Here is a 23,367-nt window from a genome sequence, read left to right on the forward strand (position 1 = left end):
CGGAGTACCATCGGCCTCATGGAGGTCGAGGTCATCCGCAGCGGCGGCATCGCCGGGCTCCGCCTGACGTGGAAGGTTCACGTCGAGGACCAGCCCGACCCCGAGGAGTGGGAGCTGCTCATCGAGCGCCTGCCGTGGGGCGAGACGCCGCCCGCGCCGCCCGAGCCGGATCGGTACCAGTACCGCATCCGGTGCGAGCCGCACGAGGCGACGCTCGCCGAGCGCCAGGTCACCGGTCCGTGGCGCGACCTCGTCGAACGCGTGCGCGAGCGCGCCGAGCCCGAGCGGGGTCGCCCGCCGGCGCGCGACGCCTGATCCGGGCGGCGCTGGTCGGCCGGGAGCCGAGCGCAGGCCGCCCGATCTCAGGTGCTGCGGAGTTCCCCGCGCACGATCGAGTCGCCCGAGTGGGCCGGGTCGCCGTCCACCGGCTCGGCGGAGACGTCGACGAGCGTGTACTCGTCGAGATCGATGCCCTCGGGCACCACGAACCGGCCGCTCGACCCGTCGAGCAGGCCCAGGCTCACCAGCCCGGAGGCGTCGGAGCGGATGAGCCACACCTCGCGGACCTCGTCGGCCGGGACCGTCGCGTCGAGGTCGACGACGACCGTCCTGGTGCCGTCGAGTTCCTCGACCGTGGCCGAGCCCACCGCGTCGTCCCATCCCGGGAAGGAGTCGAGCTCGGCGCTCGCGAGCACGACCGCCGGGTCGGGTCCGGTCGTCCCGCCGCCGCTCCCGCTGGCGCCCAGGAGCCAGCCGAGCCCGATGCCGGCGAGGATCCCGCCCGCCGCGGCGACCACCGCGATGGGCAACCAGGCGCTCCGCCGGCGGGTGCCGTCCGGTCCGTCGGACGCGAGCGCCGGGCGACGCGACCGGCGCCGAGGCGCGACGTGACCCGACCGCTCCCCCGATGCGGGACCGGGCTCGCGGCCCGGCGCGGCCTCGGCGTCGGCCGATGCCGCTCGCGCGGCCTCCGGTGCCGAAGCCACCGCCACCGCCGCCGGCGCGCGTCCCACGGTGGGGTCGGCGGCCAGCTCGGGCGCGAGGCCGAGTTCGGCGTGGATCGCCGCCCACACGGAGGACGGCGGCGCTTCGAACGCGTCATCCGGGGTGCCGCGCCCCAGCGCGACGGTCCGGACGAGCGAGTCGTACTCGGCGAGGCAGTCCGGGCAGGCGTCGAGGTGGGCTCGGACGGCTGCGTCGGGCTCGCGCCCGTCGAGGGCGAGCACGGCGAGCTCTTCAGGCTCGATGTGGTCCATCATCCACCTCCCATCGCGTGCGCAGCCTGGCGAGGCTGCGTCGGACATGGCTCTTCACGGTTCCGATCGGCAGGCCGAGGGTCTCGGCGATCTGCGAGTGGCTGAGCTCGTCGTAGAACGCGAGCTGCATCACCCGGCGCGGCACGGGCTCGAGCCGTTCGAGCTCCTCCGCGACCATGACGCGCTCCGCGAGGTCGTCGTCGACCGCCTCCGGTGCGGTCGACGCCTCGGCGACCAGCGAATCCTCGAGGCGGCGGGCCCGCGCACGGGCCTCGTGGGCGTCGGCGATGCGGTGCTTGGCGATGCCGACAAGCCAGGCGCTGAGGCTCGAGCGCGACGCGTCGAAGGTGTGCCGGCCCCGCCACGCGGAGATGTAGACCTGCTGCGTGACGTCCTCCGCGTCGGTTCGGTCGCCGAGCGACCGGAGCGCGAGCCGGAACACGAGCGGCGACCACCGCGCGTAGGCCTCGCGCAGGGCGCGCTCCTCCCCGGCGGCGAACTCGTCGGCCAGGGCGCGATCGTCCAGCGTGTCGAAGGCGGTCGCGCTCACGGTTCGGCGTTCACCCCTTCTTCGGATCGGGAGGAGCCGCGCGTCGGCGGCGACCCGCGGCGGCGCCGCGATCGTCGCGTGCGGCGTCGGCATCAGCATATCCATCCTCCCTTTCGCTTCGGCGGAACGCGACCTCGCGGATCAGCGCGGTGTGGCGGTGAGCACCAGGTTGCTGAGGTACGTGCGGTTGACGTAGTCGAACTCGCCTCCGCAGGTGATCAGCGTGAGCCTCGACGCGCCCGAGCGGTCGAATGCGGCGTCCCAGTCGACGACGCCCTTCTCGATGACCTCGAGCGAGTCGACGCCGAAGGAGTGCCGGGTGCCCGCGGCATCCGTCACGACCACGAGCGTGCCGGGTCGCGCGTCGCGGAGCTTCGCGAACGGGAGCACGGCGTACTCCAGCGAGTCGACGTGCGCCGCGATCACGGTGGAGCCGCTGCCGCTCGCCGGTGCCGGGCCCCACTGGTACCAGGCGGCGACGGCCGGGTCGTCGAACAGGGCCATGTTCCCCTGCGCGTCGAGCCCGACGGGCCGGACGACCATGTCGATGCCGAGGGCCGGCACCTCGATGCGGGTCGGGGCGGGGGGTTGCGCGCGCCGCTGCTCCTCGAGCGAGGCGGACTGGCGCGGGATCTCCGGCACGCTCGCGGGCGGTGCGGCCGCCGCGGGCCGGGAGGCCGGGTCCGCCCCGGGCGACGCGGTCGCCGACGGCGCAACGGTCGCGGCGCCGCCCCCCGACGGCGCCGCGACGCACCCGGCCAGCAGGCCGAGCGCGGCGGAGACCGCGACCAGGGACCCGATCACCCTGGCCGCGGCCTCCGTGCCCTTCATGCGGATCAGCGCTCCGCCTTCGCGGTGATCGCCTTGCGAGCCGCGGCCGCGGCGAGCGCGATCGCGGCGAGGATCGCCAGGCCGGCGGTCGCCCAGATGCCGAACTGCTGCTCGGGCGCGTTCGTCGCGACGAGGCCCGCGGAGCCGGCCGGGACGCCGTCGGGGCTCGAGTGCATGCCCGAGATCGTCTGGACCGCGAGGTCGAGGTTCTCGTCCTCGAGGCTGCCCCAGGCGTAGACGATGGTCAGCGTGCCCTCGGCGACGTCGACCGGTGCCGGGCCGAGGACCGGGTCGGTCGTGCCGGTCGCGGCCACCGAGGCCTCGACGGTGCCGGCGGGCAGGTTCAGCGTCTGCTCGTCCGGGTTCGCCAGGTTCGAGATCACGGCCTCGCCACCCGCGAGGATGTCCACGGGCGGCGCGGCGGCCACGTGGCGGACGGTGAGGCGACCCTCGCCCGCGGCGATGTCGGACACGTCGTTCGTGAACAGATTCGCGGTCGGCGCGCCGTCGGCGTCGAGGTGGGCGACGGCGGTGTAGTTGCCGCCCGCCTCGAGCGGCAGGTCGATCGGCCCGAGGACCGGCTCGGACGCGTCGGTCGAGTCCGGGGCGGCGAGCACCACGGAGTACGTGCCGGCGGGCAGCTCGAGCGGGCCGGCCAGGTCACCCGGCTGGAAGTCGTCGAGCGTGAGCTCGTCGTTGACGTAGACGTCGACGGGCGTGTCCGGGATGCCGTGCAGCACCGAGAGCATGGCGTTCTGCTCGGATGCGGTTGCCGGGGCGACGGCACCGAACGCGACGAGCGCTCCGGCACCGATGCCGGCGATGAGGATCTTCTTCATGATTCCCTCTCAGGTCAGCCCCGCGGGGCGGAGCGGCGTTTCTTGCCTTCACCACCTACTTCCGGCCGTGCCGCCCGATCGGATGCACCTGCATGGAAAAACTTCGCCGAACATGACGAAGGCCGGCGGACCCGAGGGTCCGCCGGCCGTGAACGCCGTGGTCGTCGGCTCAGCTGACGCCGAGCAGGTCGATCACGAAGATGAGGGTCTTGCCGGAGAGCTGGTGCCCACCGCCGGCGGGACCGTAGGCCTTCTGCGGCGGCACGATGAGCTGGCGGCGTCCGCCGACCTTCATGCCGGGGATGCCCTCCTGCCAGCCGGCGATGAGCGCCTGGAGGGGGAAGTTGATGGACTGCCCGCGGCTCCACGAGGAGTCGAACTCCTCGCCCGAGTCGTACTCGACGCCCAGGTAGTGCACGTCGACCGTCGAGCCGGGCGCCGCCTCGGGGCCGTCGCCCACGACGATGTCCTCGATGACCAGGTCCTCGGGGGCCGGGCCCTGGGGAGCGTCGACCTCGGGCTTGCTGTTCGTATCAGTCATCCCCCCATCAAAACGGATGCCGCGGGCCGGGGCAATCCGGGACGCCCGTCCGCGGGGGTCTTGCGCCACGGGCGAACATCTTGCAGTCTGAAGCCCTCAAGGACTCGTCGCCCCGTCGAGATGTCGGCATTGCCACATCCACAGGGCGACGAGTTCTTCCGTTCCCGGATCACTCCTCCATGAGGCGCGAGCGGATGAGGAACCGCACCCCCTCGGGCGCCTCGAGCGAGAAGCCGCTCCCCCGGCCGGGAACGACGTCGACCGTCAGGTGCGTATGCCGCCAGTACGTGAACTGCTCGGCCGACATCCAGAACGGCACGACCCGGCCGGATCCGAGATCGAGTTCCCCGAGCAGCACATCGGCGGCGCTCGTCGCGAACTCGCCCGCCGGGTAGCACATCGGGGCGCTGCCGTCGCAGCATCCGCCGGACTGGTGGAACATGAGCGGGCCGTGCGCGGCCCAGAGCGTCGCGAGCAGGACGCTCGCCGCGGGCGTGAGCTCCACCCGCGGCGAGACGTCGCCCTCGATCGTCACGGACGCGACCACGCGGCCCGCGAGTTCGTCGATCGACATGGCTCGTGGCATCCGGATCAGAAGAACCCGAGCGGGTTCTCGCTGTAGCTGACGAGCAGGTTCTTCGTCTGCTGGTAGTGCGCGAGCGCCTGCTTGTTGTTCTCGCGGCCGATGCCGGAGGACTTGTAGCCGCCGAACGCGGCCCCCGCCGGGTAGGCGTGGTAGTTGTTCACCCACACCCGACCGGCCTGGATGTCGCGACCCGCCCGGTACGCCTCGTTGCCGTTGCGGCTCCACACGCCGGCGCCGAGCCCGTACAGGGTGTCGTTGGCGATCCGGATCGCGTCGTCGTAGTTGCGGAAGCTCGTGACCGCGACGACCGGCCCGAAGATCTCCTCCTGGAAGAGCCGCATGCGGTTCTCGCCCTCGAAGATCGTCGGGGCGACGTAGTAGCCCTCGCTGAGGTCGCCCCCGAGGTCGACGCGCTCGCCGCCGAGCAGCAGCCTCGCGCCCTCCTGCTTGCCGATGTCGATGTAGCCGAGGATCTTCTGCAGCTGGTCGTGCGAGGCCTGCGCGCCCACCTGCGTCTCGGTGTCGAGCGGGTTGCCCTGGCGGGCCTGCTTCGTCCGCTCGATCGCGTCGTCGAGGAACGTGTCGTAGATCGAGCGCTGGATGAGCGAGCGGCTCGGGCAGGTGCACACCTCGCCCTGGTTGAACGCGAAGAGGCTGAAGCCCTCGAGCGCCTTGTCGTAGAACGAGTCGCGACGGTCCGCGACGGACTCGAACACGATGTTCGGGCTCTTGCCGCCGAGTTCGACGGTCGACGGGATGATGTTGTTCGACGCGTACTGCAGGATCAGCCGGCCCGTCGTGGTCTCGCCGGTGAACGCGATCTTCCGGATCCGGTTCGATGACGCGAGCGGCTTGCCCGCCTCGACGCCGAAGCCGTTGACGACGTTGACGACACCCGGCGGCAGCAGGTCGGCGATGAGTTCCATGAGCACGAGGATCGACACCGGCGTCTGCTCGGCGGGCTTGAGCACGACGGCGTTGCCCGCGGCGAGCGCCGGCGCGAGCTTCCACACGGCCATGAGCAGCGGGAAGTTCCAGGGGATGATCTGGCCGACCACGCCGAGCGGCTCGTCGAAGTGGTACGCGACGGTGTCCTCGTCGAGCTGGGTGAAGCTGCCCTCCTGCGCGCGGATGAGGCTCGCGAAGTAGCGGAAGTGGTCGCTCGCGAGCGGCAGGTCGGCGTTCAGGGGCTCGCGGATCGACTTGCCGTTGTCCCACGTCTCAGCCACCGCGAGCCGCTCGAGGTTGGCGTCGATGCGATCGGCGATGGCGTTCAGGATGCCGGCGCGGTGCGCGGCGCTCGTCCGGCCCCATGCCGGCGCAGCGCGGTGCGCGGCGTCGAGCGCGGCCTCGATGTCGGCCGCGGTGCCGCGGGCGACCTCGGCGAACGGCTTGCCGTTCACGGGCGAGATGTCCTCGAAGTAGGCGCCCTCGACGGGCTTCACCCACTCGCCGCCGATGAAGTGCTCGTATCGCGGCTTGAACTCGATCAGTGCGCCGGCGGTGCCGGGCGCGGCGTACACGGTCATCGTGTCTCCTCGTGACGTCGTCGTCATGCCCTCGGAGCGGGGCGGACGCCACGGTAGGCGCGCGGGCGTTGCGGACCGGTTGCCCTCGGGTTGCAACCCCGTTGCAGTCAGCGCAGCGCGGTCAGCGCAGCGCGGACTCGATGCGCTCGAGGTGCGCGACCACCGACGCGCGACGCGGGGAGCGCGCCGGCAGGACCTGGAGCAGCGCGCGCCAGAGCGCGGCGTCGTAGCGGTGCTCGTCGCGCTCCGCGAAGGCGAGCAGCAGGTCGGGTGCGGCGTCCGCGAGCATCGACTCGCGGAGGCGGCCCGCGAGCTCGTCGCGCAGCTCCACGATGCCGGGCGCGGCGGATGCGGGAAGCACCGGACCGGCGTAGTGCTCGAGCGCCTTGCGGAGCGCCCCCTGCCCGACGAGCTTCCCCACGCGGGCGGCGTCGAGGTCGAGCTCGCGGCCGAGGCGGTACGGGCGCGACTCGAGCGGCGGCTCCCCCGCCGCCTCGAGCACGCGGCGCAGGCGGGCGATCTCGGCGCGCAGCGTGACCGGCGAGGGGTCGCCCTCGTACACGAGCGCGGCGAGCCGCTCGGCGCCGAGCCCCCTCGGATGCCACGCGAGCAGGGTGAGGATCTCCGCGTGCCGCGGGCTGAGCTCGACGTCGCCGAGCCGCGGGCGCCGCTCGCCGAGCACCGTGAGCGCGGTGCGCGAGGGCGCGGGGACGGCCCGCAGGCGCGAACGGCGGATGGTGGCGTGCACGGCCGTCTCGAGGTTCGCGATGCGCAGTTCGGCCTCGACCGCCGCGACGGTCGCCGAGACGAGCGAGAGCGCGTGCGGGGCGACCGCGAGGTCGGTGCCCGTGATGTCGATCACGCCGAGCAGCGCGCCCGTCGCGGGGTCGTGCACGGGCGCGGCGGTGCAGCTCCACGGGTGCACGATCCGGTTGTAGTGCTCGGCACCGCGGATCTGGACCGGGCGATCCAGCTGCAGGGCGGTGCCCGGGGCGCTCGTGCCGACGCTCGACTCCGACCAGTCCGCGCCGGCGACGAACAGCATGTCCTCGGCGCGGCGACGCAGGTGCGGGTCGCCCTCCACCCAGAGCAGCCGCCCTTGGGCGTCGCCGACGGCGACGACGAGCCCCGCATCATCCGCCCCCTCGACGAGCAGCCTGCGGATCACCGGCATGACCGGCGCGAGGGCGTGGCCGGCGCGGTACGCGCGGAAGGCATCGTCGTCGAGGTCGATGGTCGGCAGCGCCCGGTCGGGGTCGATGGCGCCGCGGATGGCGCGCTCCCACGAGTCGCGCACGACGGGCCGGAGGCTGAGCGGCACGACGCCGGTCGCGATGGCGTCCTCCTGCGCGCGCAGCAGCCGATCGCGCAGGTCGCGCGCGTCGCGCTCCCGCGGGTCGTGGCCTGGACTGCGCACGCCGACTCCGATCGCCGTCGATTCCGGATGCGGACAGCATAGACCTCCCCGCCCGGGCGTCGGCCGGTCGCCGACGGGACGGTCAGGCCGAGATGGCGGCGCGTCCGCGGGTGACGGCGTCGAGCAGCACGCGCTCATCCTCGAGCCGGCGCACGTCGCCGCGCCCGGTGACGAGGGCCTGACGCGTGAACGCCAGCCGCGTGGCATCCGCGATGAACCGCTGCACCTGCGCGGTGCGCGGCGGATGCTGCGCGCGGGCCCACGCGAGCGCGGCCCGTCGGCCGGACGGCGTCGAGAGGCCGGAGACCTCGTCGGGGCTGAACCAGCCGGCGGCCGCGTACTCGGCGAGGCGGGTCCGGGTGACGCGCTGCTCCTCCCGGCGCAGCAGGATCGTCACGACGATCGCGCCGATGAAGATCGGGACCTGCACGGTGAAGTAGAGCGCCAGGGCGTCGGCGAACGCGAGCGAGCCGTTCCAGAACGCGTGGAGCAGGATCGCGGCGACCAGGCCGAGCAGGAACCATCCGATGACCCCCGCGCCGCCGCGGCGGGCGGCGATGCCGATCGCGATGCCCGTGCAGGCCGTGAAGAGCACGTGCGCGAACGGGGAGAAGATGCCGCGGACGACGAAGGTCGCCCCGAGCTCGCCCGCGCCGCCCTCGATGAGCGCCGCGCCGAAGTAGAGGATGTTCTCGGTGAAGGCGAAGCCCGCCGCGACGGTCGCGGCGTAGACCAGGCCGTCGACCGGCCCGTCGAAGTGGGACTTCGAGAACGCGTAGATGAGCAGGACGCCCACGCCCTTCGCGAGTTCCTCGACGATCGGCGCCTGCACGACCGCCTGCATGGTCGCATCGGCCCCGGCGGGGCTCGTCACCGCCACGAAGAGCTGCACGCCGAGGTCGACGATGAGCGCGATCGCGACCGAGACGGCCGCGCCCCAGAGGAAGGCGAACCACAGCGCCCACCGCGGTTCGGGCTCCCAGCGGTCGATCCACCGGACCGCGAGGAGCACGATCGCGAGCGGCACGAGCGCGACGAGCGTGCCCACCACGAGCACCGAGATGCCGAACGAGATCGCGAGGTAGGCGAAGACGAGCAGGCCCGCGAGCACCGCGACGGCGCTCAGCACCACGATGCCGGCGCCCGCGCCCCGCCGGGGCGGTGCCGCGGCCGGCCAGACGTGCAGGTGCGGTTGGGGTCCGGGCGCTGGCGTCGGCGTGAAGCTCACGCGGTGCAGCCTACCGAGCGGTGCCCGGTGCGGGCTCGAACATCACGCCCGGGTTCAGGAGGCCGGCCGGGTCGAACACCTGCTTGATCCGGCGCTGGAGCTCGACCGACGCGTCGCCGAGCTCCTCGGCCAGCCAGCGCCGCTTCAGCAGGCCGACGCCGTGCTCGCCAGTGAGGGTGCCGCCGAGCCGCACGGCCGCACGGAACATCTCGTCGGCCGCGGCCCACACGTGGTCGGGCACGTCGTCGCCCTCGAAGACGAAGTTCGGGTGCAGGTTGCCGTCGCCCGCGTGGGCCAGGGTGGGGATCTCGACGCCGTAGCGCTCACCGATCTCGGCGATCGCGCGGAACATCTGCGGCAGGCGCGAGCGCGGCACGGCGACGTCCTCGATGAGCACCTTGCCGCGCGAGGCGAGCGCCGGGTGCATGGCCCGCCGGATGCCGAGGAGCCGTTCGCCGGTCGCGGCATCCGTCGAGCGGGTCACGCGACCGCCGGCCTCGGCGAACACGCGGGCGATCACGTCGGCCTCGGCGGCGGCGTCGCCCGCATCCGTCTGGGCGAGCAGGAACGTCTCCCCCGGTGCGAGGTCGGCGATCGGCGTGCCCGCGAGCTCGTCGGGCCCGAGGAACTCGGCGACGCGCCCGAGGCCCACGGCGTCGATGAGCTCGAGCAGGGCGGGGCGGATCCGTGCGGCGGCGACGCCCGCGGCGGCGACGCCGGCCGCCTCGACGTCGGGGAACGCGGCGGCCACGGTGTGGGTCTCGCCCGCCACGACGGGGCGGAGGCGCACGGTGGCCTCGACGATCACGCCGAGGGTGCCCTCGGAGCCGGTGAGCAGGGCGGTGAGGTCGTAGCCCGTGACGCCCTTGACGGTGCGGTGGCCCGTACGCAGCAGCGTGCCGTCCGCGAGGACCACCGCGAGACCGAGCACGCTCTCGCGCGTCACGCCGTACTTCGCGCAGAGCAGCCCGCCCGCGTTCGTGGCGATGTTGCCGCCGATCGACGAGATGGCGCGGCTCGCGGGGTCGGGCGCGTACCAGAGGCCGCGCTCCCGCGCGGCACGGTCGAGGTCGCCGTTCAGCACGCCCGCCTCGACGACGGCGAGCTCGTCGACGTCGTCGAGCTCGAGGATCCGGTTCATCCGCGTGAGGTCGAGGACGATCGCGCCGCGGCTCGCGAGGGCCCCGCCGGCGAGGCCGGTGCCCGCCCCGCGCGGCACCACGGGGGTGCGCGTCTCGTTGGCCAGCCGCAGCACCTGCTGCACGTCGTCGACGGATGCCGCGTGCACGACGGCGAGCGCCGGGTGCTCGCTCACCCAGCCGGAGCGGTCCTCCCGGACGGCGTCGAGGGCGGGGCCGCTGGTGACCACGGCGTCGCCGAGCGCGGCGGTGAGGCGGGTGAGGACGTCGTCGTGCATGCCGTCAGCGTACCCAGCGCAGCCATGTCCGATTTCCGCTATCCGGCGTCGGCGCGGCGTGCGAACCTTGAGGGGTGATGACCCCGACCGCCGCCCCCGTTCGGCCCCGCGACGCCGACCCGCTCGGCGACCCGGCGTTCGCCGAGCGCTACCGCGCCATGCTCGCGCGCGACGCGAGGTTCGACGGGCAGTTCATCACGGGCGTCCACTCCACGGGCATCTACTGCCGGCCGAGCTGCCCGGCCGTGCCGCCGAAACCCGCGAACGTGACCTTCTACCGCACGGCGGCCGCCGCCCACGAGGCGGGACTCCGCGCGTGCAAGCGCTGCCTCCCCGATGCCGTGCCGGGCTCGCCCGAGTGGGATCTCGACGACGACCTCGCCGCGCGGGCCATGCGCCTCATCGCCGACGGCGTCGTCGAGCGCGACGGCGTCCCGGGCCTCGCCGCCCGGCTCGGGTACACGCCACGGCACCTGACCCGGGTCCTGTCCGCCGAACTCGGAGCCGGGCCGCTCGCGCTCGCCCGCGCCCACCGCGCGCAGACGGCGCGCACCCTGCTCGTGTCGACCGCGATGCCCGTCGCCGACGTCGCGTTCGCCTCGGGCTTCGGCAGCATCCGCCAGTTCAACGACACGATCCGCGCGGTGTACGAGCGCAGCCCGCTCGAGCTCCGCGCGGCGGGCGCGCGGGCAGCGGATGCAACGACGGCCGTCGCCGCGGCCGACGCCGGCGTCGTGCGCCTGCACCTGCCCGCGCGTCCGCCGTTCGACGCGGCGGGCGTCTTCGCCTGGCTCGCGGCCCGAGCCGTCGACGGCGTGGAGGTCGCCGGCCCCGACCGCTTCGAGCGCACGCTGGCGCTGCCCTCCGGTCCCGCCTCCGTCCGCCTCCACGCCGCGGCGCGCGGCGCGGGCGTCGAGGTCGAGGCGCGGCTCACGGCGCTCGCCGACCTCGCGCCGCTCGTCGCCCGGGTACGGCGCCTGTTCGACCTCGACGCCGACGCCGTCGCGATCGACGAGGCGCTCTCGGCCGACCCCGCGCTCGCCCCGTCGGTCGCAGCGGTGCCGGGGATCCGCATGCCCGGCGCGCTCGACGCGCACGAGCTCGTCGTGCGCGCACTCGTGGGCCAGCAGGTCTCGGTGGCCTCCGCGCGCACCGCCCTCGGGCGGCTCGCCGCGGCCCTCGGCGAACCGCTGGGCACCACCGGCCGACCGGGTCCGGCGCCGATCGACGCCGACGGACCCCGGCGGCTCTTCCCCACGCCGGCCGCGATCGCCGCCGAGGGCGCCTCGGTCCTGCGGGGACCGGCTGCCCGCATCCGGACGATCGTGGACGTGTGCGCGCGCCTGGCCTCCGGCGACCTCGTGGTCGCCCCCGAGCGCGAGCGCCACGAGCTCCGTGCCGACCTGCTCGCCGTGCCGGGGATCGGCCCGTGGACCGCCGGCTACCTCGCCATGCGAGTCACCCGCGAGCCCGACGAGCTCCTCGTGTCCGACCTGGCGCTCCGCAACGGCGCTGCGCGCCTCGGCCTGCCCGCCGACCAGCGCGGGCTCGCGGAACGCGGGGCGGCGTGGGCGCCGTGGCGCAGCTACGCATCGATGCACCTGTGGCGCGCGGCATCCGCCTGACCCGCCTTGTCGACGTCGCGGAGCATCGGAGCCCGGTCGTTGTACATCTCGCACAGCCGCCCGGCTGGACCGGTGGATAGTCTGGGATGGTGAAGTTCGCGCACCTCCGAGTCGACGGCCAGCCCACCCCCCGACTCGCGACGGTGATCGGCGACGACGCGCTTTTCCTCGACGACCTCCTCACCGACGCCCCGCGCGACCTGCAGGACCTGATCGAGCGCGGCCCCGACGCCCTCGACGAGGTGCGCGCCGCGGTCGCCACGGCCGTCGACCGCGGGGCGCCCACCACCCCCGTCGCCGAGCTCCGGCACTCCTCCGCGGTGCTCCGCCCCGCCCAGGTGCTCGCGATCGGCGCGAACTACGCCGCGCACGCCTCGGAGCTGAAGCTGCGCTCCGAATCCGCGATGACCATCTTCTCGCTGTGGCCCAACTCGCTGACCGGGCACGGCCAGACCACCGAGTGGGCCGGCGACGTCGCGACCCAGGTCGATTACGAGGCTGAGCTCGGCGTCATCATCGGCACCGCCGCGAAGGACGTCTCCCCCGTCGACGCCCTCGACCACGTCTGGGGCTACACGGTCGTCAACGACATCACCGCACGCGACATCCAGTTCAGCGAGGCCCAGTGGTCGCGCTGCAAGTCGTTCGACGGCTTCACCCCCACCGGCCCGGTCGTCGTCACCGCCGACGAGATCGCCGACCCGCAGGACCTCTGGCTCACCACGAACCTCGACGGGCACATCCTCCAGGACGCGTCGACGAACGAGATGGTGCGCAGCGTGGCCGAGATCATCTCGTACCTGTCGAAGACCGCGACGCTGCCGCCCGGCACCCTCATCTCGACGGGCAGCCCCGGCGGCGCCGGCTACAGCCGCAACCCGCAGGTGTTCCTGAAGGACGGCTCCACCGTCACCGTCAGCATCGAGGGCATCGGCTCGCTCACCACGCACTGCCGCGTGGTCTGACGCGCCGCCCGCAGCGACGAGGGGGCGGATGCCGCGGCATCCGCCCCCTCGCCGTCGCCGCGGAGTCAGTCGCTCGGCTCGCCCTTGCGCTCGATCGCCGGGATCGCCTCGGTGATCGGGTGCACGCCGGACAGTCGCGACGGCGAGAGCTGCCGCGTGACGTCCTCGCGGGTCATGAGGCCGGCCTCCACGACGAGGTCGGCCACCGGGCGCCCCGTGGCGAGCGCCTGCTTGGCGAGCTTCGCCGCCTCGGTGTAGCCGATGAACGGGATGAGGGCGGTGATGACGCCGACGCTCGAGGCGACCTGCGCCTCGAGCCGCTCCGTGTTCGCCGTGATGCCGTCGACGCAGTTCACGCGCAGCGTCCAGCACGCCTGCCGCATCCAGGTGATCGACTGGAGCAGGGAGTGCGCGATGACCGGCTCGAACGCGTTCAGCTGCAGCTGGCCGTTCTCGGCGGCCATCATGACCGTGACATCCGCCCCCGCGACCGCGTACGCGACCTGGCTCACGGCCTCGGGGATCACCGGGTTCACCTTGCCGGGCATGATGCTGGAGCCCGCCTGCTTCGGCGGGAGGTTGATCTCGGCCAGGCCCGCCTGCGGACCGGAGGAGAGCAGGCGCAGGTCGTTGCAGATCTTCGAGAGCTTGATCGCGCTGCGCTTCAGCGCACTCGAGAAGGTCATGAACACGCCCGTGTCGCTCGTCGCCTCGACGAGGTCGGGCGCGGTCTCGAGGTGCTGGCCGGTGATCTCGCTGAGATGGCGCACCACGGATGCCGCGTAGCCGGGGTCGGCCGTGATGCCGGTGCCGATCGCCGTGGCGCCGAGGTTCACCTCGGAGAGCAGCTTGATCGTCTCGCGGAGGCGGGCGATGTCCTCGCCGAGCGTCGTCGCGAAGCTGTGGAACTCCTGCCCGAGCGTCATCGGGACCGCGTCCTGCAGCTGGGTGCGGCCGACCTTCAGCACCTCGTGGAACTCCCGGCCCTTGCGGCCGAACGAGATGCGCAGCTGGTCGAGCTGGATGAGCATCGTCGTCAGCGACGCGGTCATCGCGAGCTTCAGCGCGGTCGGGTACGTGTCGTTCGTCGACTGGCTGCGGTTGACGTCGTCGATCGGGTGGAGCACGTCGTAGCGCGCCTTGCCGTAGCCGGCGATCTCGAGCGCGACGTTGGTGATGACCTCGTTCGCGTTCATGTTCGTCGACGTGCCCGCGCCGCCCTGGATGACGCCGACCACGAATTGGTCGTGGAACTCGCCGTCGATGATGCGCTGGCAGGCCTCCTCGATCCAGGCCTGCTTCTGCGGCTCGAGCGCGCCGAGTTCCTTGTTGGCGCGCGCGGCCGCCTGCTTGACCTGCGCGAGGGCGACCACGAGCTCGGGGTAGACCGAGATGGGTCGCTTGGAGATCGGGAAGTTCTCGAGCGCGCGCATGGTGTGCACGCCCCAGTACGCGTCGGCCGGAACCTCGACCGAGCCGAGCGAGTCGGTCTCGGTGCGGGTCGGGCCCAGGTGGTTCGCGGTGATCGCCGGATCCTCAGCGGATTCGCTCACGGCGGTCGGGTGGGATGGTCGGATCGTCGACACGTATGGCTCCATCGCCTCTTCGGGTGCGCGGGATCGCCGCGCGGGGTCGATTCGAGCCTACTCGCGGGGCCTGCGGCGTCGTTCGCAGCGGCCCGGCGCTTCCGTGCGTGGCCGAGCGGGCGGCGCAGCTTTCGTGCGCCGCCCGCCCGGTCCGTCCGTCAGGCCTTCGGGTCGCCCGTCGGCTCGTCGACCGCCGCGCGGCCGGACGCGTCGACGCCGTCCATCGCGAGCAGCTCCTCCTCGACCCGGCCGCCGTAGCCCTCGGCCTGGGGGTCGCCGTGGAGGCCGCCGGAGACGGCGTACTCCTCCTCGGGCGAGAGCACGAGGCGGTGGCGTCCGTACACGCCGAAGCCGATGAGCATGACCGCGTACACGATCGCGATGGCGATGATCGCGGGCACGAAGGTCGGGTTCAGCAGGAAGCCGAGGAAGATGAGCCCCGAGATCGCCGCCGCGGTGATCGCGCCCGGCACGCCCCACGGGCTGCGGTACGGGCGCTTGGCGTTCGGGTACTTCCGGCGGAGGATCACGTACGCGATCATCTGCAGGATGTAGGCGAGCACGGCGCCCCACACGGCGATGTTCAGCACGATCGCGCCGGCGACCGCGCCCGCGCCCTCCTCGTCGACCCGCGCCAGCAGGTCCAGGACCACGAGCGCCGCGAAGCCGATCACGGCGCCTGCGACGAGCGCGACCCACGGCGTCTGCCGCTTGCCGGTGAGCGAGAGGAACTTCGGGTAGTACCCCGCGCGGGAGAGCGAGTACATGTTGCGCCCGTAGGCGAACATGATGCCCTGCAGCGAGGCGAGCAGGCCGATGAGCGCGAACAGCGCGAGCACCGCCGCGAGCCCGTCGCCCACGATGACGCGGAAGCCGTCGAGCAGCGGCTCGCCCGCGCTGCCGGTCGCCTCGGCGCCGACGACCCCGGTGTTCAGGAACAGCACCAGGAGGCCGGTGACGATGAGGGTGGCGCGCGCGATGATGCCGGCGCGCGGGATGTCGCGGACCGGGTTGTGCGACTCCTCGGCGGCGAGCGGGAGCTCCTCGATGCCGAGGAAGAACCACATCGCGAACGGCAGGGCGAACAGGATCGGCAGCACGCCGTGCGGCAGGAACGCGCTCTGGCCCGGGTCGGGCTGGATGTCGAACAGGTTGTCCCACGAGAACTGGCCCGAGAACAGCGCCATGACCGAGAAGACGAGCAGGATGCCGATGGAGATGATCGAGACCACGATGGCGAACTTGAACGAGATGTTCGCCCCGGCCGCGTTGATGCCGATGAAGACGGCGTAGAGGATGATCCACCAGACCGGTCCCGGCATCGAGAAGCCGAGCAGCTCGCTCGTGATCGCGTCGGCGTAGGAGGCCGAGAAGAACACGATCACCGCGGTGGTCGCGACGTACTCGATGGTCTCCGCGAGGCCCGTGACGAAGCCGCCCCACGGCCCCATCGCGGCGCGCGAGAACGAGTAGGCGCCGCCGGTGTGCGGCATCGCCGACGCCATCTCGCCGATGGAGAAGATCAGGCCGTAGTACATGACCACGAGGATCGCGAACGCGATGAGCATGCCGCCGAAGCCCGCGAAGTCGATGCCGAAGTTCCATCCGGAGAAGTCGCCGGAGATGACCGCGGCGACGGCGAGGCCCCACAGGCCCCAGACTCCCGCGGCTCGCGTGAGTCGGCGTTTCTCGAAGTAGCCCTGGTCGGCGGTCGTGTAGGTCACGCCCGAGACCTTGAGGGTGTCTTTCGCCATGTGGCGCTCTCCTGTCCGTCATCGCGCGGGCCTCCGGGGGCGGGCGCGGGGTGCGATGCTGTGCGCCACATGATAGGGCGGCAATGGTCGCTCGTACAGACCTTTTTCGGGTGGCCCGTCGACGCCGACCGACGAGGCGGCCCGTCCGCCGCCTAGGCACGGATGCCGCGGCGTGATGTAATGGGCGGCGAACCCGACCATTTGACGCGAGGAGGCGCCCGACATGGCGGCACCCACCGGATACCTCAGCCTCGACGGGCTCCGCTCCGCGGTCGCCGACGGCCACGTCGACACCGTCATCGTGGCGTTCACCGACATGCAGGGCCGGCTCGTGGGCAAGCGCGTCTCCGCGCGGCTGTTCCTCGAGGAGGTCGCCCTGCACGGCGCCGAGGCGTGCAACTACCTGCTCGCCGTCGACGTCGAGATGAACACCGTCGACGGCTACGAGATGTCCAGCTGGGAGCGCGGCTACGGCGACATGGCGCTCGTCCCCGACCTCTCGACCCTCCGGATGGCCCCGTGGCTCGAGGCGAGCGCGCTCGTGACGGCCGACCTGACCTGGCTCGACGGCCGCCCCGTGGAGGCGTCGCCCCGCCGCATCCTGCAACGCCAGCTCGACCGGCTCGCCGAGCGCGGCCTCACGGCCTACGTGGGCACCGAACTCGAGTTCATCGTCTTCGACGACTCGTACCGCGACGCCTGGCGGAAGGGCTACCGCGACCTCACGCCCGCGAGCGACTACAACATCGACTACGCGCTGCTCGCCTCGACCCGGATGGAGCCGCTGCTGCGCGAAATCCGGAACTCCATGGACGGCGCCGGCATGTACTGCGAGGGCGTCAAGGGCGAGTGCAACCTCGGCCAGCAGGAGATCGCCTTCCGCTACACCGACGCGCTCGGCACCTGCGACAACCACTCGATCTACAAGAACGGCGCGAAGGAGATCGCCGACCGGCACGGCAAGGCGCTCACGTTCATGGCCAAGTTCAACGAGCGCGAGGGCAACAGCTGCCACATCCACATCTCGCTGCGGAGCGACTCCGGCGAGGCCGTGTTCGCCGACCCCGCCGACGAGCGCGGCATGTCGACGATGTTCAAGCACTTCCTCGGCGGGCAGATCGCCGCGATGCGCGAACTCACCCTCTTCTCGGCGCCGAACATCAACTCCTACAAGCGCTACGTCGCGGGCAGCTTCGCCCCGACCGCGATCGCCTGGGGCCTCGACAACCGCACCTGCGCGCTGCGCGTCGTCGGCCACGGGCTCGGCCTGCGCGTCGAGAACCGGGTCCCCGGCGGCGACGTCAACCAGTACCTGGCCGTCGCCGCCCTCATCGCCGCGGGCCTGCACGGCATCGACCACGAGCTCGACCCGGGCGACGTGTTCGTCGGCAACGCGTACGAGAGCGACGTCGCGCGCGTGCCCGCGACCCTCCGCGAGTCGGCCGACCTGTTCGCCGGGTCGGCGATCGCACGCGACGCGTTCGGCGACGAGGTCGTCGAGCACTACCTCAACAACGCGCGCGTCGAGCTCGCCGCCTACGACGCCGCCGTGACCGACTGGGAGCGGGTCCGTGGCTTCGAGCGCTTCTGAGTCCGACCTCGGCGCACCCGTCATCGGGGTGACCACCTACCTCGAGCGGTCGCAGACGGGCGTCTGGGACCTGCCCGCGTCGTTCCTGCCGAAGGTGTACCTCGACGCGGTGACGGACGCGGGCGGCATCGCCGTGCTCCTGCCGCCCCAGCCGGTCACGCCGGAGATCGCGCGCCGGGTGCTCGCGGGCGTGGACGGGCTCATCGTCTCCGGCGGCGCCGACGTCGACCCGCGACGGTACGGACAGGCTCCGCACGAGCGCACCGGCGCCCCCCGCACCGATCGGGACGCCTGGGAGGATGCGCTGCTCACCGCGGCGATCGACGAGGACGTGCCCTTCCTCGGGATCTGCCGCGGCGCGCAGATGCTGAACGTCGCCCTCGGCGGCACGCTCGTGCAACATCTGCCCGACGTGGTCGGCCACGAGGAGTACCAGCCGGCGCCCGCCGTGTTCGGCGCCAAGCGGGTCTCCGTCGAGCGCGGCAGCCGGCTCGACGCGATCCTCGGCGAGGTCGACGAGCCGCGCGGCGAGATCGACGTGCACGTCTACCACCACCAGGCGATCGACCGCGTGGCCGACGGCCTGACCGTCACCGCACGCACGGCCGAGGGCGTGATCGAGGCCGTCGAGGTCGACGACGCCGCGTTCGGCGTGGCCGTGCAGTGGCACCCCGAGGAGAACGCCGCCGACCGCCGCCTCTTCGCCGGGCTCGTCGACGCCGCCCGAACCCGCCGCGCCGCCCGGACCGCAGCCGACCCGAGGAGGGACTCCGCGTGAGCCACACCATCGTCAACCCCGCCGACGAGACCGTCGTGACCACCGTCGAGGCGGCCACGGTCGACGAGACGGATGCCGCGATCGCCGACGCCGCACGCGCCCAGCGCGAGTGGGCGCGCGCGGCGCCCGCCGACCGGGCGCGGGTGCTCCGCCGATTCGCCGACGCCGTCGACGGCGCGATCGACGAGCTCGCCGAGCTCGAGGTCCGCAACTCCGGCCACCCCGTCGGCCAGGCCAGGTGGGAGGCCGGCCACGTGCGCGACGTGCTCGAGTACTACGCCGCGGCACCCGAGCGGATGTCGGGCCGCCAGATCCCCGTCGCCGGCGGGCTCGACGTGACGTTCCACGAACCGCTCGGCGTCGTCGGGGTGATCACGCCGTGGAACTTCCCCATGACGATCGCCTCGTGGGGATTCGCGCCGGCGCTCGCCGCGGGCAACGCGGTCGTGCTGAAGCCCGCGGAGTGGACCCCGCTCACGAGCCTCCGCCTCGCCGAGCTCGGCCTCGAGGCGGGCCTGCCCGAGGGGCTGTTCCGCGTCATCCCGGGGCGCGGCTCGGTCGTGGGCGAACGGTTCGTCACGAACGAGACCGTGCGGAAGGTGGTGTTCACGGGCTCGACCGAGGTGGGCAAGCGCATCATGGCCGGCTGCGCCGACCAGGTGAAGCGCGTCACGCTCGAGCTCGGGGGCAAGAGCGCGAACCTCGTCTTCGCCGACGCCGACCTCGAGCAGGCCGCCGCGACCGCGCCGTACGGCGTGTTCGAGAACGCCGGACAGGACTGCTGCGCCCGCAGCCGTATCCTCGTCGAGCGCTCGGTGTACGACCGCTTCATGGAGCTGCTGGAGCCCGCCGTGCAGGGCGTGAAGGTCGGCGACCCCGCCGACGAGTCCACCGAGATGGGCCCGCTCGTCGCCCGCACCCACCTCGACCGCGTGGCCTCGTTCGTGCCGGATGACGCGGACGTCGCCTTCCGCGGCACCGCGCCCGACGGCCCGGGCTTCTGGTTCGCCCCGACGGTGCTGACCCCCGCCCGCGACTCGCGCGCCGCGCGCGAGGAGATCTTCGGACCGGTCGTCTCGGTCTTCCCGTTCGATGACGAGGCCGACGCGATCTCGTTCGCCAACGCGAGCGAGTACGGCCTGTCCGGGTCGGTGTGGACGCGCGACCTCAGCCGCGGCATCCGCGTCGCCCGGGCCATCGAGTCGGGCAACCTGTCGGTCAACTCGCACTCGTCGGTGCGCTACGCGACCCCGTTCGGCGGCTTCAAGCAGTCGGGCCTCGGACGCGAGCTCGGTCCCGACGCCCCGTTGGCCTTCACCGAGACCAAGAACGTCTTCTTCGCCGTCGACCAGCCGCCGGTGGTCGCGTAGCACGGCGCGCGGCCCGGAACCTGAACCCAAGGAGCACCATGGCAGACCTCACCCGCATCGACCTCACCCAGCGGCTCGCGGGCCGCGTGGCCGTCATCACCGGCGGCGCCTCCGGCATCGGACTCGCGACCGCGAAGCGCCTCGCCGCGGAGGGCGCGAAGGTGGTGATCGGCGACCTGGACGCCGCCGCCGGCGAGGCCGCGGCATCCGTCGTCGACGGCCTGTTCGTGCAGGTCGACGTGACCGACCAGGAGCAGGTCGACCACCTGTTCGACGAGGCGGCCCGCGTCTACGGCTCGGTCGACGTCGCCTTCAACAACGCCGGCATCTCACCGCCCGACGACGACTCGATCGAGACCACCGAACTGCCGGCCTGGCAGAAGGTGCAGGACGTCAACCTGAAGTCGGTCTACCTGTGCTCGCGCGCCGCGCTCCGGCACATGGTCGCGCAGGGTCGCGGGTCGATCATCAACACCGCGTCCTTCGTCGCGGTGCTCGGCTCGGCGACCTCGCAGATCTCGTACACCGCCTCGAAGGGCGGCGTGCTCGCCATGAGCCGCGAACTCGGCGTGCAGTTCGCCCGGCAGGGCATCCGCGTGAACGCGCTCTGCCCCGGGCCGGTCAACACGCCCCTGCTGCAGGAGCTCTTCGCGAAGGACCCCGAGCGCGCACAGCGCCGGCTCGTGCACGTGCCCGTCGGCCGGTTCGCCGAACCCGAGGAGCTCGCGGCGGCCGTGGCGTTCCTCGCGAGCGACGACGCGTCGTTCATCACCGGCTCGACGTTCCTGGTCGACGGCGGCATCAGCTCCGCCTACGTCACGCCGCTCTAGGCTCGAACCATGACCACGGGTGCGGGCGAGGGGGCGTCGGCGACGGATGCCTCGGCCGGTCCGCCCGCGCCCGAGCCCGCCTCGCTGCTGAGCGCCGACCTGCTGCTCACCCCCGCCCGGCCGGCGAACGCGTTCGAGGAGACCGTGCAGCGGCTGCTGCAGTCGATCCGACTCGGCCTCATCGCACCCGGCGAGCGCCTCCCGCCCGAGCGCGAGCTCGCCGGCACGCTCGAGGTCAGCCGCGACACGCTGCGCGACGCGATCGGATCGCTCGCCGACGCGGGGTGGGTCGTGTCGCGGCGAGGGCGCTATGGGGGCACGTTCGTCGCCGATCCGCTCCCCGCGCACACGACGCCGCACTCCCCCGCCCCGCCGACCGACCCGGAGGCGCTGGCCGCCGAGCTCGAGGACACCCTCGCCCTCCGTGCGGTCGTCGAGGTGGGGGCCGCGCGGCGGGCCGCCGAGCGTCCGCTCGCGGCATCCGACCGCGAACGCCTGTGGCAGGCCTACCGGGACTGCCACGACGCCGGGCCCGGGCAGTACCGGATGGCCGACTCGCGATTCCACCTCCTCATCGCCGAACTGCTCGGGGCGACGAGCGTCATCCCGCTCATGGCGGACGTGCGCATGCGGGTCAACGCGTTCCTCGACGGCATCCCGCTGCTCTCGCCGAACATCGCGCACTCCGACGAGCAGCATCGCGCCATCGTCGAGGCGATCCTCCGCGGCTCGGGCGACGACGCGGCCCGCGCGATGGCCGAGCACCTCGAGGGAACCGAGGCGCTGCTCCGCGGCTTCTACGGCTGACCGGAGTCGATGCCGGCGACCTCGAACAGGCGCCATCGGCCGGGCACGCCCTTCAGGGCGTGCTCGCCACGGTCCTCGAACCGGATCGGCGATCCGACCACGAGGTCCTTCACCGTCCCCGAGACGAGCACCCGACCGGCCCCGGCCAGCGCCATGACCCGCGCCGCGATGTGGACGGCGATGCCGGCGACGTCGCCGTCGTGCAGTTCGACCTCGCCGCTGTGCAGCCCGGCGCGGACGTCGATGCCCAGCGTCCGGACCGCGCTCGCGATCTCCGATGCGCAGCGCACGGCGCGCGCGGGCCCGTCGAAGATCGCGAGGAAGCCGTCGCCCGTGGTGCCGATCTCCCTTCCCCGATACCGCTCGAGCTGCGTGCGCACGAGCGCGTCGTGCGCGTCCTTCAGGTCCAGCCAGCGGCGGTCGCCGAGCCGGGCGGCCGCATCGGTCGAGCCGACGATATCGGTGAAGAGCACCGTGGCGAGGACCCGGTCGTCGACGGTCTCCGCGCGATCGCCGGTGAGGAACTCCCCGATGCGGTCGAGCACCGGATCCGCGTCGACGAAGGGCGGGTACCAGTCGGCGCCCGGCAGCTCGGCGTACGTCGCGCCCGGGATGTGCTCGGCGAGGTACCTGCCCATCGCCACCCGGTAGTGCCGGTTGTCCGCGCGGTGCAGCACGAGCGTGGGGACGTTGATGCTCGGCAGCACCGACCGCACGTCGAGGTGGAGGACCCAGCGGTAGATCCGCGTCGCCGTCGCCGGCGACGCCGACAGGCGCATGTAGCGGCCGGCCCAGCGCTGCATCTGGGGGTCGTCGGCGACGCCCGGGGCCGAGAGCGGCAGGACGACGTCACCACGACCCCAGCCCCGCTCCCACTCGACGAGCAGCTTCTCGGAGGTCTCCTCGGGCATCCCGATCGGGTAGTCGGGGGCCCGGAGCATCCGAGCGAACGTGTTGACGAGCACCAGGGCGCGCGTGCGCTGCGGGTACGTGGCCGCGAACGTCATCGCCATCGGGCCGCCCTCGGCGTCGCCGAGGAGCGCGGCGCTCTCGGAGCCGACGGCATCGAGCACCGCGCGCGCGTCGTCCATCCAGTGCTCGAGCGTCGGCAGCGCGTTCATGGGCACCGGATCGGAGAGGCCGGCGCCGCGCTTGTCGAAGCAGATGACCCGCGCGTAGCGGGAGAGCCGGTCGAGGTAGCGGGCCATCGACGGGTGCTCGGTGATGACCTCGATGTTGCTCGCCCAGTTGCCGATGACGAGGAGGTCGAGCGGGCCGTGCCCGAACACGCGATAGGCGACGTAGCCGTCCTCGGTCGCCGCGTACCCGGGCTCGTCGGGTCGCGCCGCCCGGATCGGCCGCCCGTGCTCGCGCATCGTCCTCCTCCGAGCGCCAGACTACGCCCGCACCGCCGCGATGCGCCGGTGGCCGACACGCCGACGCCCCGGTCGCGTGGACCGGGGCGTCGGGCGGATCGCGGGTCAGATGAAGGCGAACGGCACGAACGGCAGCAGGAACAGCCCGAACGCGACCGTGGCGAGGGCCGCGATCGCGACGCCGGCCAGGACCACGGCGTTCAGCACGATGCCCCAGATCGCCATCGTGCGCGCGGCGGGCTCACGCTTCAGCGCGAGGATGCCGAGCACGAGGCCCGCGGCCGGCACGACGAAGGTGAAGCCGGCGACGAACGAGACGAGGCCGAGCACGAGGCTCGAGATGGCGAAGCCGCGCTGCTCCTCGACGACGGGCGCGGATCCGACGGCGTAGGGCGACGCGTCGTCGCCGGGCGACGACGTCGCGGTCGGAGTGGTCATGGGATCGGTTGCGGTGGTCATCGCGGGGTTCTCCTGTTCGAGCGGATGCCTCC

22 protein-coding genes are annotated in these 23,367 nt (G+C 72.9%); 8 read left to right on the top strand and 14 right to left on the bottom strand.

What is annotated here, in order from left to right; all coding sequences use genetic code 11:
• The first annotated feature begins 18 nt into the window (after positions 1-18).
• Positions 19-315 carry a protealysin inhibitor emfourin gene (locus RH861_RS13730; RefSeq protein ID WP_067946673.1) on the top strand — a complete coding sequence of 99 codons (297 nt, stop codon included), beginning with the start codon at positions 19-21 and terminating at the stop codon, positions 313-315.
• A 47-nt stretch (positions 316-362) separates the two neighbouring features.
• Here RH861_RS13730 and RH861_RS13735 read toward each other — a convergent pair whose 3' ends face one another.
• The 10 genes from RH861_RS13735 to RH861_RS13780 form a co-directional block, all read right to left on the bottom strand.
• The gene (locus tag RH861_RS13735) at positions 363-1,256 is read right to left on the bottom strand and encodes an anti-sigma factor (RefSeq protein ID WP_310521461.1); all 894 of its coding nucleotides are present in this window, start codon (positions 1,254-1,256) and stop codon (positions 363-365) included.
• Positions 1,237-1,899, bottom strand: coding sequence for an RNA polymerase sigma factor (locus RH861_RS13740; protein ID WP_310521462.1), 663 nt, complete (start codon positions 1,897-1,899; stop codon positions 1,237-1,239). The genes RH861_RS13735 and RH861_RS13740 overlap by 20 nt, the downstream gene beginning before the upstream one ends.
• Positions 1,900-1,947: 48 nt before the next feature.
• Positions 1,948-2,637, bottom strand: coding sequence for a class F sortase (locus tag RH861_RS13745; protein ID WP_310521463.1), 690 nt, complete (start codon positions 2,635-2,637; stop codon positions 1,948-1,950).
• Between the two features lie 5 nt (positions 2,638-2,642).
• The gene (locus RH861_RS13750) at positions 2,643-3,476 is read right to left on the bottom strand and encodes a DUF4397 domain-containing protein (protein ID WP_248599617.1); all 834 of its coding nucleotides are present in this window, start codon (positions 3,474-3,476) and stop codon (positions 2,643-2,645) included.
• A 169-nt stretch (positions 3,477-3,645) separates the two neighbouring features.
• On the bottom strand, positions 3,646-4,017 hold the full coding sequence (locus RH861_RS13755; RefSeq protein ID WP_067946666.1) for an FKBP-type peptidyl-prolyl cis-trans isomerase: 372 nt from the start codon (positions 4,015-4,017) through the stop codon (positions 3,646-3,648).
• 169 nt (positions 4,018-4,186) lie between these two features.
• Complete coding sequence (locus tag RH861_RS13760) at positions 4,187-4,591, bottom strand: DUF779 domain-containing protein (RefSeq protein WP_157356735.1); 405 nt, start codon at positions 4,589-4,591, stop codon at positions 4,187-4,189.
• 17 nt (positions 4,592-4,608) lie between these two features.
• Complete coding sequence (gene exaC, locus RH861_RS13765; RefSeq protein WP_310521464.1) at positions 4,609-6,132, bottom strand: acetaldehyde dehydrogenase ExaC; 1,524 nt, start codon at positions 6,130-6,132, stop codon at positions 4,609-4,611.
• 121 nt (positions 6,133-6,253) lie between these two features.
• Entirely contained in the window at positions 6,254-7,549 is a 1,296-nt protein-coding gene (locus RH861_RS13770) for a GAF domain-containing protein (RefSeq protein WP_310521465.1), read from the bottom strand.
• A gap of 82 nt (positions 7,550-7,631) precedes the next feature.
• Positions 7,632-8,777 carry a PrsW family intramembrane metalloprotease gene (locus tag RH861_RS13775; protein WP_310521466.1) on the bottom strand — a complete coding sequence of 382 codons (1,146 nt, stop codon included), beginning with the start codon at positions 8,775-8,777 and terminating at the stop codon, positions 7,632-7,634.
• 10 nt (positions 8,778-8,787) lie between these two features.
• Positions 8,788-10,194: an FAD-binding oxidoreductase gene (locus RH861_RS13780; protein ID WP_310521467.1), complete on the bottom strand. Its 1,407-nt coding sequence runs from the start codon at positions 10,192-10,194 to the stop codon at positions 8,788-8,790.
• A 77-nt stretch (positions 10,195-10,271) separates the two neighbouring features.
• Here RH861_RS13780 and RH861_RS13785 point away from each other — a divergent pair, with 77 nt between their 5' ends.
• Both RH861_RS13785 and RH861_RS13790 read left to right on the top strand, forming a co-directional pair.
• On the top strand, positions 10,272-11,819 hold the full coding sequence (locus tag RH861_RS13785) for an AlkA N-terminal domain-containing protein (protein ID WP_310521683.1): 1,548 nt from the start codon (positions 10,272-10,274) through the stop codon (positions 11,817-11,819).
• A gap of 89 nt (positions 11,820-11,908) precedes the next feature.
• Entirely contained in the window at positions 11,909-12,784 is an 876-nt protein-coding gene (locus RH861_RS13790; RefSeq protein WP_310521468.1) for a fumarylacetoacetate hydrolase family protein, read from the top strand.
• A 65-nt stretch (positions 12,785-12,849) separates the two neighbouring features.
• On the opposite strand, the gene RH861_RS13795 is transcribed toward RH861_RS13790, so the two are convergent.
• Complete coding sequence (locus tag RH861_RS13795; RefSeq protein WP_082846943.1) at positions 12,850-14,382, bottom strand: aspartate ammonia-lyase; 1,533 nt, start codon at positions 14,380-14,382, stop codon at positions 12,850-12,852.
• A gap of 146 nt (positions 14,383-14,528) precedes the next feature.
• On the bottom strand, positions 14,529-16,124 hold the full coding sequence (locus tag RH861_RS13800) for an amino acid permease (RefSeq protein WP_310521469.1): 1,596 nt from the start codon (positions 16,122-16,124) through the stop codon (positions 14,529-14,531).
• Between the two features lie 223 nt (positions 16,125-16,347).
• Here RH861_RS13800 and RH861_RS13805 point away from each other — a divergent pair, with 223 nt between their 5' ends.
• From RH861_RS13805 to RH861_RS13825, 5 genes are read left to right on the top strand one after another with little or no spacing between them, the layout of a single operon-like run.
• Positions 16,348-17,715: a glutamine synthetase family protein gene (locus RH861_RS13805; protein ID WP_310521470.1), complete on the top strand. Its 1,368-nt coding sequence runs from the start codon at positions 16,348-16,350 to the stop codon at positions 17,713-17,715.
• Entirely contained in the window at positions 17,696-18,493 is a 798-nt protein-coding gene (locus RH861_RS13810) for a gamma-glutamyl-gamma-aminobutyrate hydrolase family protein (protein ID WP_310521471.1), read from the top strand. The genes RH861_RS13805 and RH861_RS13810 overlap by 20 nt, the downstream gene beginning before the upstream one ends.
• Positions 18,490-19,863 carry an aldehyde dehydrogenase family protein gene (locus tag RH861_RS13815; RefSeq protein WP_310521472.1) on the top strand — a complete coding sequence of 458 codons (1,374 nt, stop codon included), beginning with the start codon at positions 18,490-18,492 and terminating at the stop codon, positions 19,861-19,863. The genes RH861_RS13810 and RH861_RS13815 overlap by 4 nt, the downstream gene beginning before the upstream one ends.
• A gap of 38 nt (positions 19,864-19,901) precedes the next feature.
• Positions 19,902-20,693 (top strand): 3-oxoacyl-ACP reductase, encoded by a 792-nt coding sequence (locus RH861_RS13820; protein ID WP_067945933.1) that lies wholly within the window; start codon positions 19,902-19,904, stop codon positions 20,691-20,693.
• A gap of 9 nt (positions 20,694-20,702) precedes the next feature.
• Complete coding sequence (locus RH861_RS13825; RefSeq protein ID WP_310521473.1) at positions 20,703-21,500, top strand: FadR/GntR family transcriptional regulator; 798 nt, start codon at positions 20,703-20,705, stop codon at positions 21,498-21,500.
• On the opposite strand, the gene RH861_RS13830 is transcribed toward RH861_RS13825, so the two are convergent.
• Both RH861_RS13830 and RH861_RS13835 read right to left on the bottom strand, forming a co-directional pair.
• Entirely contained in the window at positions 21,491-22,876 is a 1,386-nt protein-coding gene (locus RH861_RS13830; RefSeq protein ID WP_310521474.1) for an adenylate/guanylate cyclase domain-containing protein, read from the bottom strand. The two genes, RH861_RS13825 and RH861_RS13830, sit on opposite strands and share 10 nt — an antisense overlap.
• Before the next feature lie 105 nt (positions 22,877-22,981).
• Positions 22,982-23,335, bottom strand: a complete 354-nt coding sequence (locus RH861_RS13835; RefSeq protein ID WP_310521475.1) for a DUF4190 domain-containing protein — start codon at positions 23,333-23,335, stop codon at positions 22,982-22,984.
• Positions 23,336-23,367: the final 32 nt, after the last annotated feature.

Source organism: Agromyces indicus, assembly GCF_031432295.1.
Classification (GTDB): Bacteria; Actinomycetota; Actinomycetes; order Actinomycetales; family Microbacteriaceae; genus Agromyces; species Agromyces indicus.

Coding starts and splice junctions, on each gene's coding strand:
- RH861_RS13730 (WP_067946673.1), top strand. CDS start 19: ATGGAGGTCGAGGTCATCCGCAGCGGCGGCATCGCCGGGCTCCGCCTG.
- RH861_RS13735 (WP_310521461.1), bottom strand. CDS start 1,256: ATGGACCACATCGAGCCTGAAGAGCTCGCCGTGCTCGCCCTCGACGGG.
- RH861_RS13740 (WP_310521462.1), bottom strand. CDS start 1,899: ATGCCGACGCCGCACGCGACGATCGCGGCGCCGCCGCGGGTCGCCGCC.
- RH861_RS13745 (WP_310521463.1), bottom strand. CDS start 2,637: ATGAAGGGCACGGAGGCCGCGGCCAGGGTGATCGGGTCCCTGGTCGCG.
- RH861_RS13750 (WP_248599617.1), bottom strand. CDS start 3,476: ATGAAGAAGATCCTCATCGCCGGCATCGGTGCCGGAGCGCTCGTCGCG.
- RH861_RS13755 (WP_067946666.1), bottom strand. CDS start 4,017: ATGACTGATACGAACAGCAAGCCCGAGGTCGACGCTCCCCAGGGCCCG.
- RH861_RS13760 (WP_157356735.1), bottom strand. CDS start 4,591: ATGTCGATCGACGAACTCGCGGGCCGCGTGGTCGCGTCCGTGACGATC.
- exaC (WP_310521464.1), bottom strand. CDS start 6,132: ATGACCGTGTACGCCGCGCCCGGCACCGCCGGCGCACTGATCGAGTTC.
- RH861_RS13780 (WP_310521467.1), bottom strand. CDS start 10,194: ATGCACGACGACGTCCTCACCCGCCTCACCGCCGCGCTCGGCGACGCC.
- RH861_RS13785 (WP_310521683.1), top strand. CDS start 10,272: ATGACCCCGACCGCCGCCCCCGTTCGGCCCCGCGACGCCGACCCGCTC.
- RH861_RS13795 (WP_082846943.1), bottom strand. CDS start 14,382: ATGGAGCCATACGTGTCGACGATCCGACCATCCCACCCGACCGCCGTG.
- RH861_RS13800 (WP_310521469.1), bottom strand. CDS start 16,124: ATGGCGAAAGACACCCTCAAGGTCTCGGGCGTGACCTACACGACCGCC.
- RH861_RS13805 (WP_310521470.1), top strand. CDS start 16,348: ATGGCGGCACCCACCGGATACCTCAGCCTCGACGGGCTCCGCTCCGCG.
- RH861_RS13820 (WP_067945933.1), top strand. CDS start 19,902: ATGGCAGACCTCACCCGCATCGACCTCACCCAGCGGCTCGCGGGCCGC.
- RH861_RS13825 (WP_310521473.1), top strand. CDS start 20,703: ATGACCACGGGTGCGGGCGAGGGGGCGTCGGCGACGGATGCCTCGGCC.
- RH861_RS13830 (WP_310521474.1), bottom strand. CDS start 22,876: ATGCGCGAGCACGGGCGGCCGATCCGGGCGGCGCGACCCGACGAGCCC.
- RH861_RS13835 (WP_310521475.1), bottom strand. CDS start 23,335: ATGACCACCGCAACCGATCCCATGACCACTCCGACCGCGACGTCGTCG.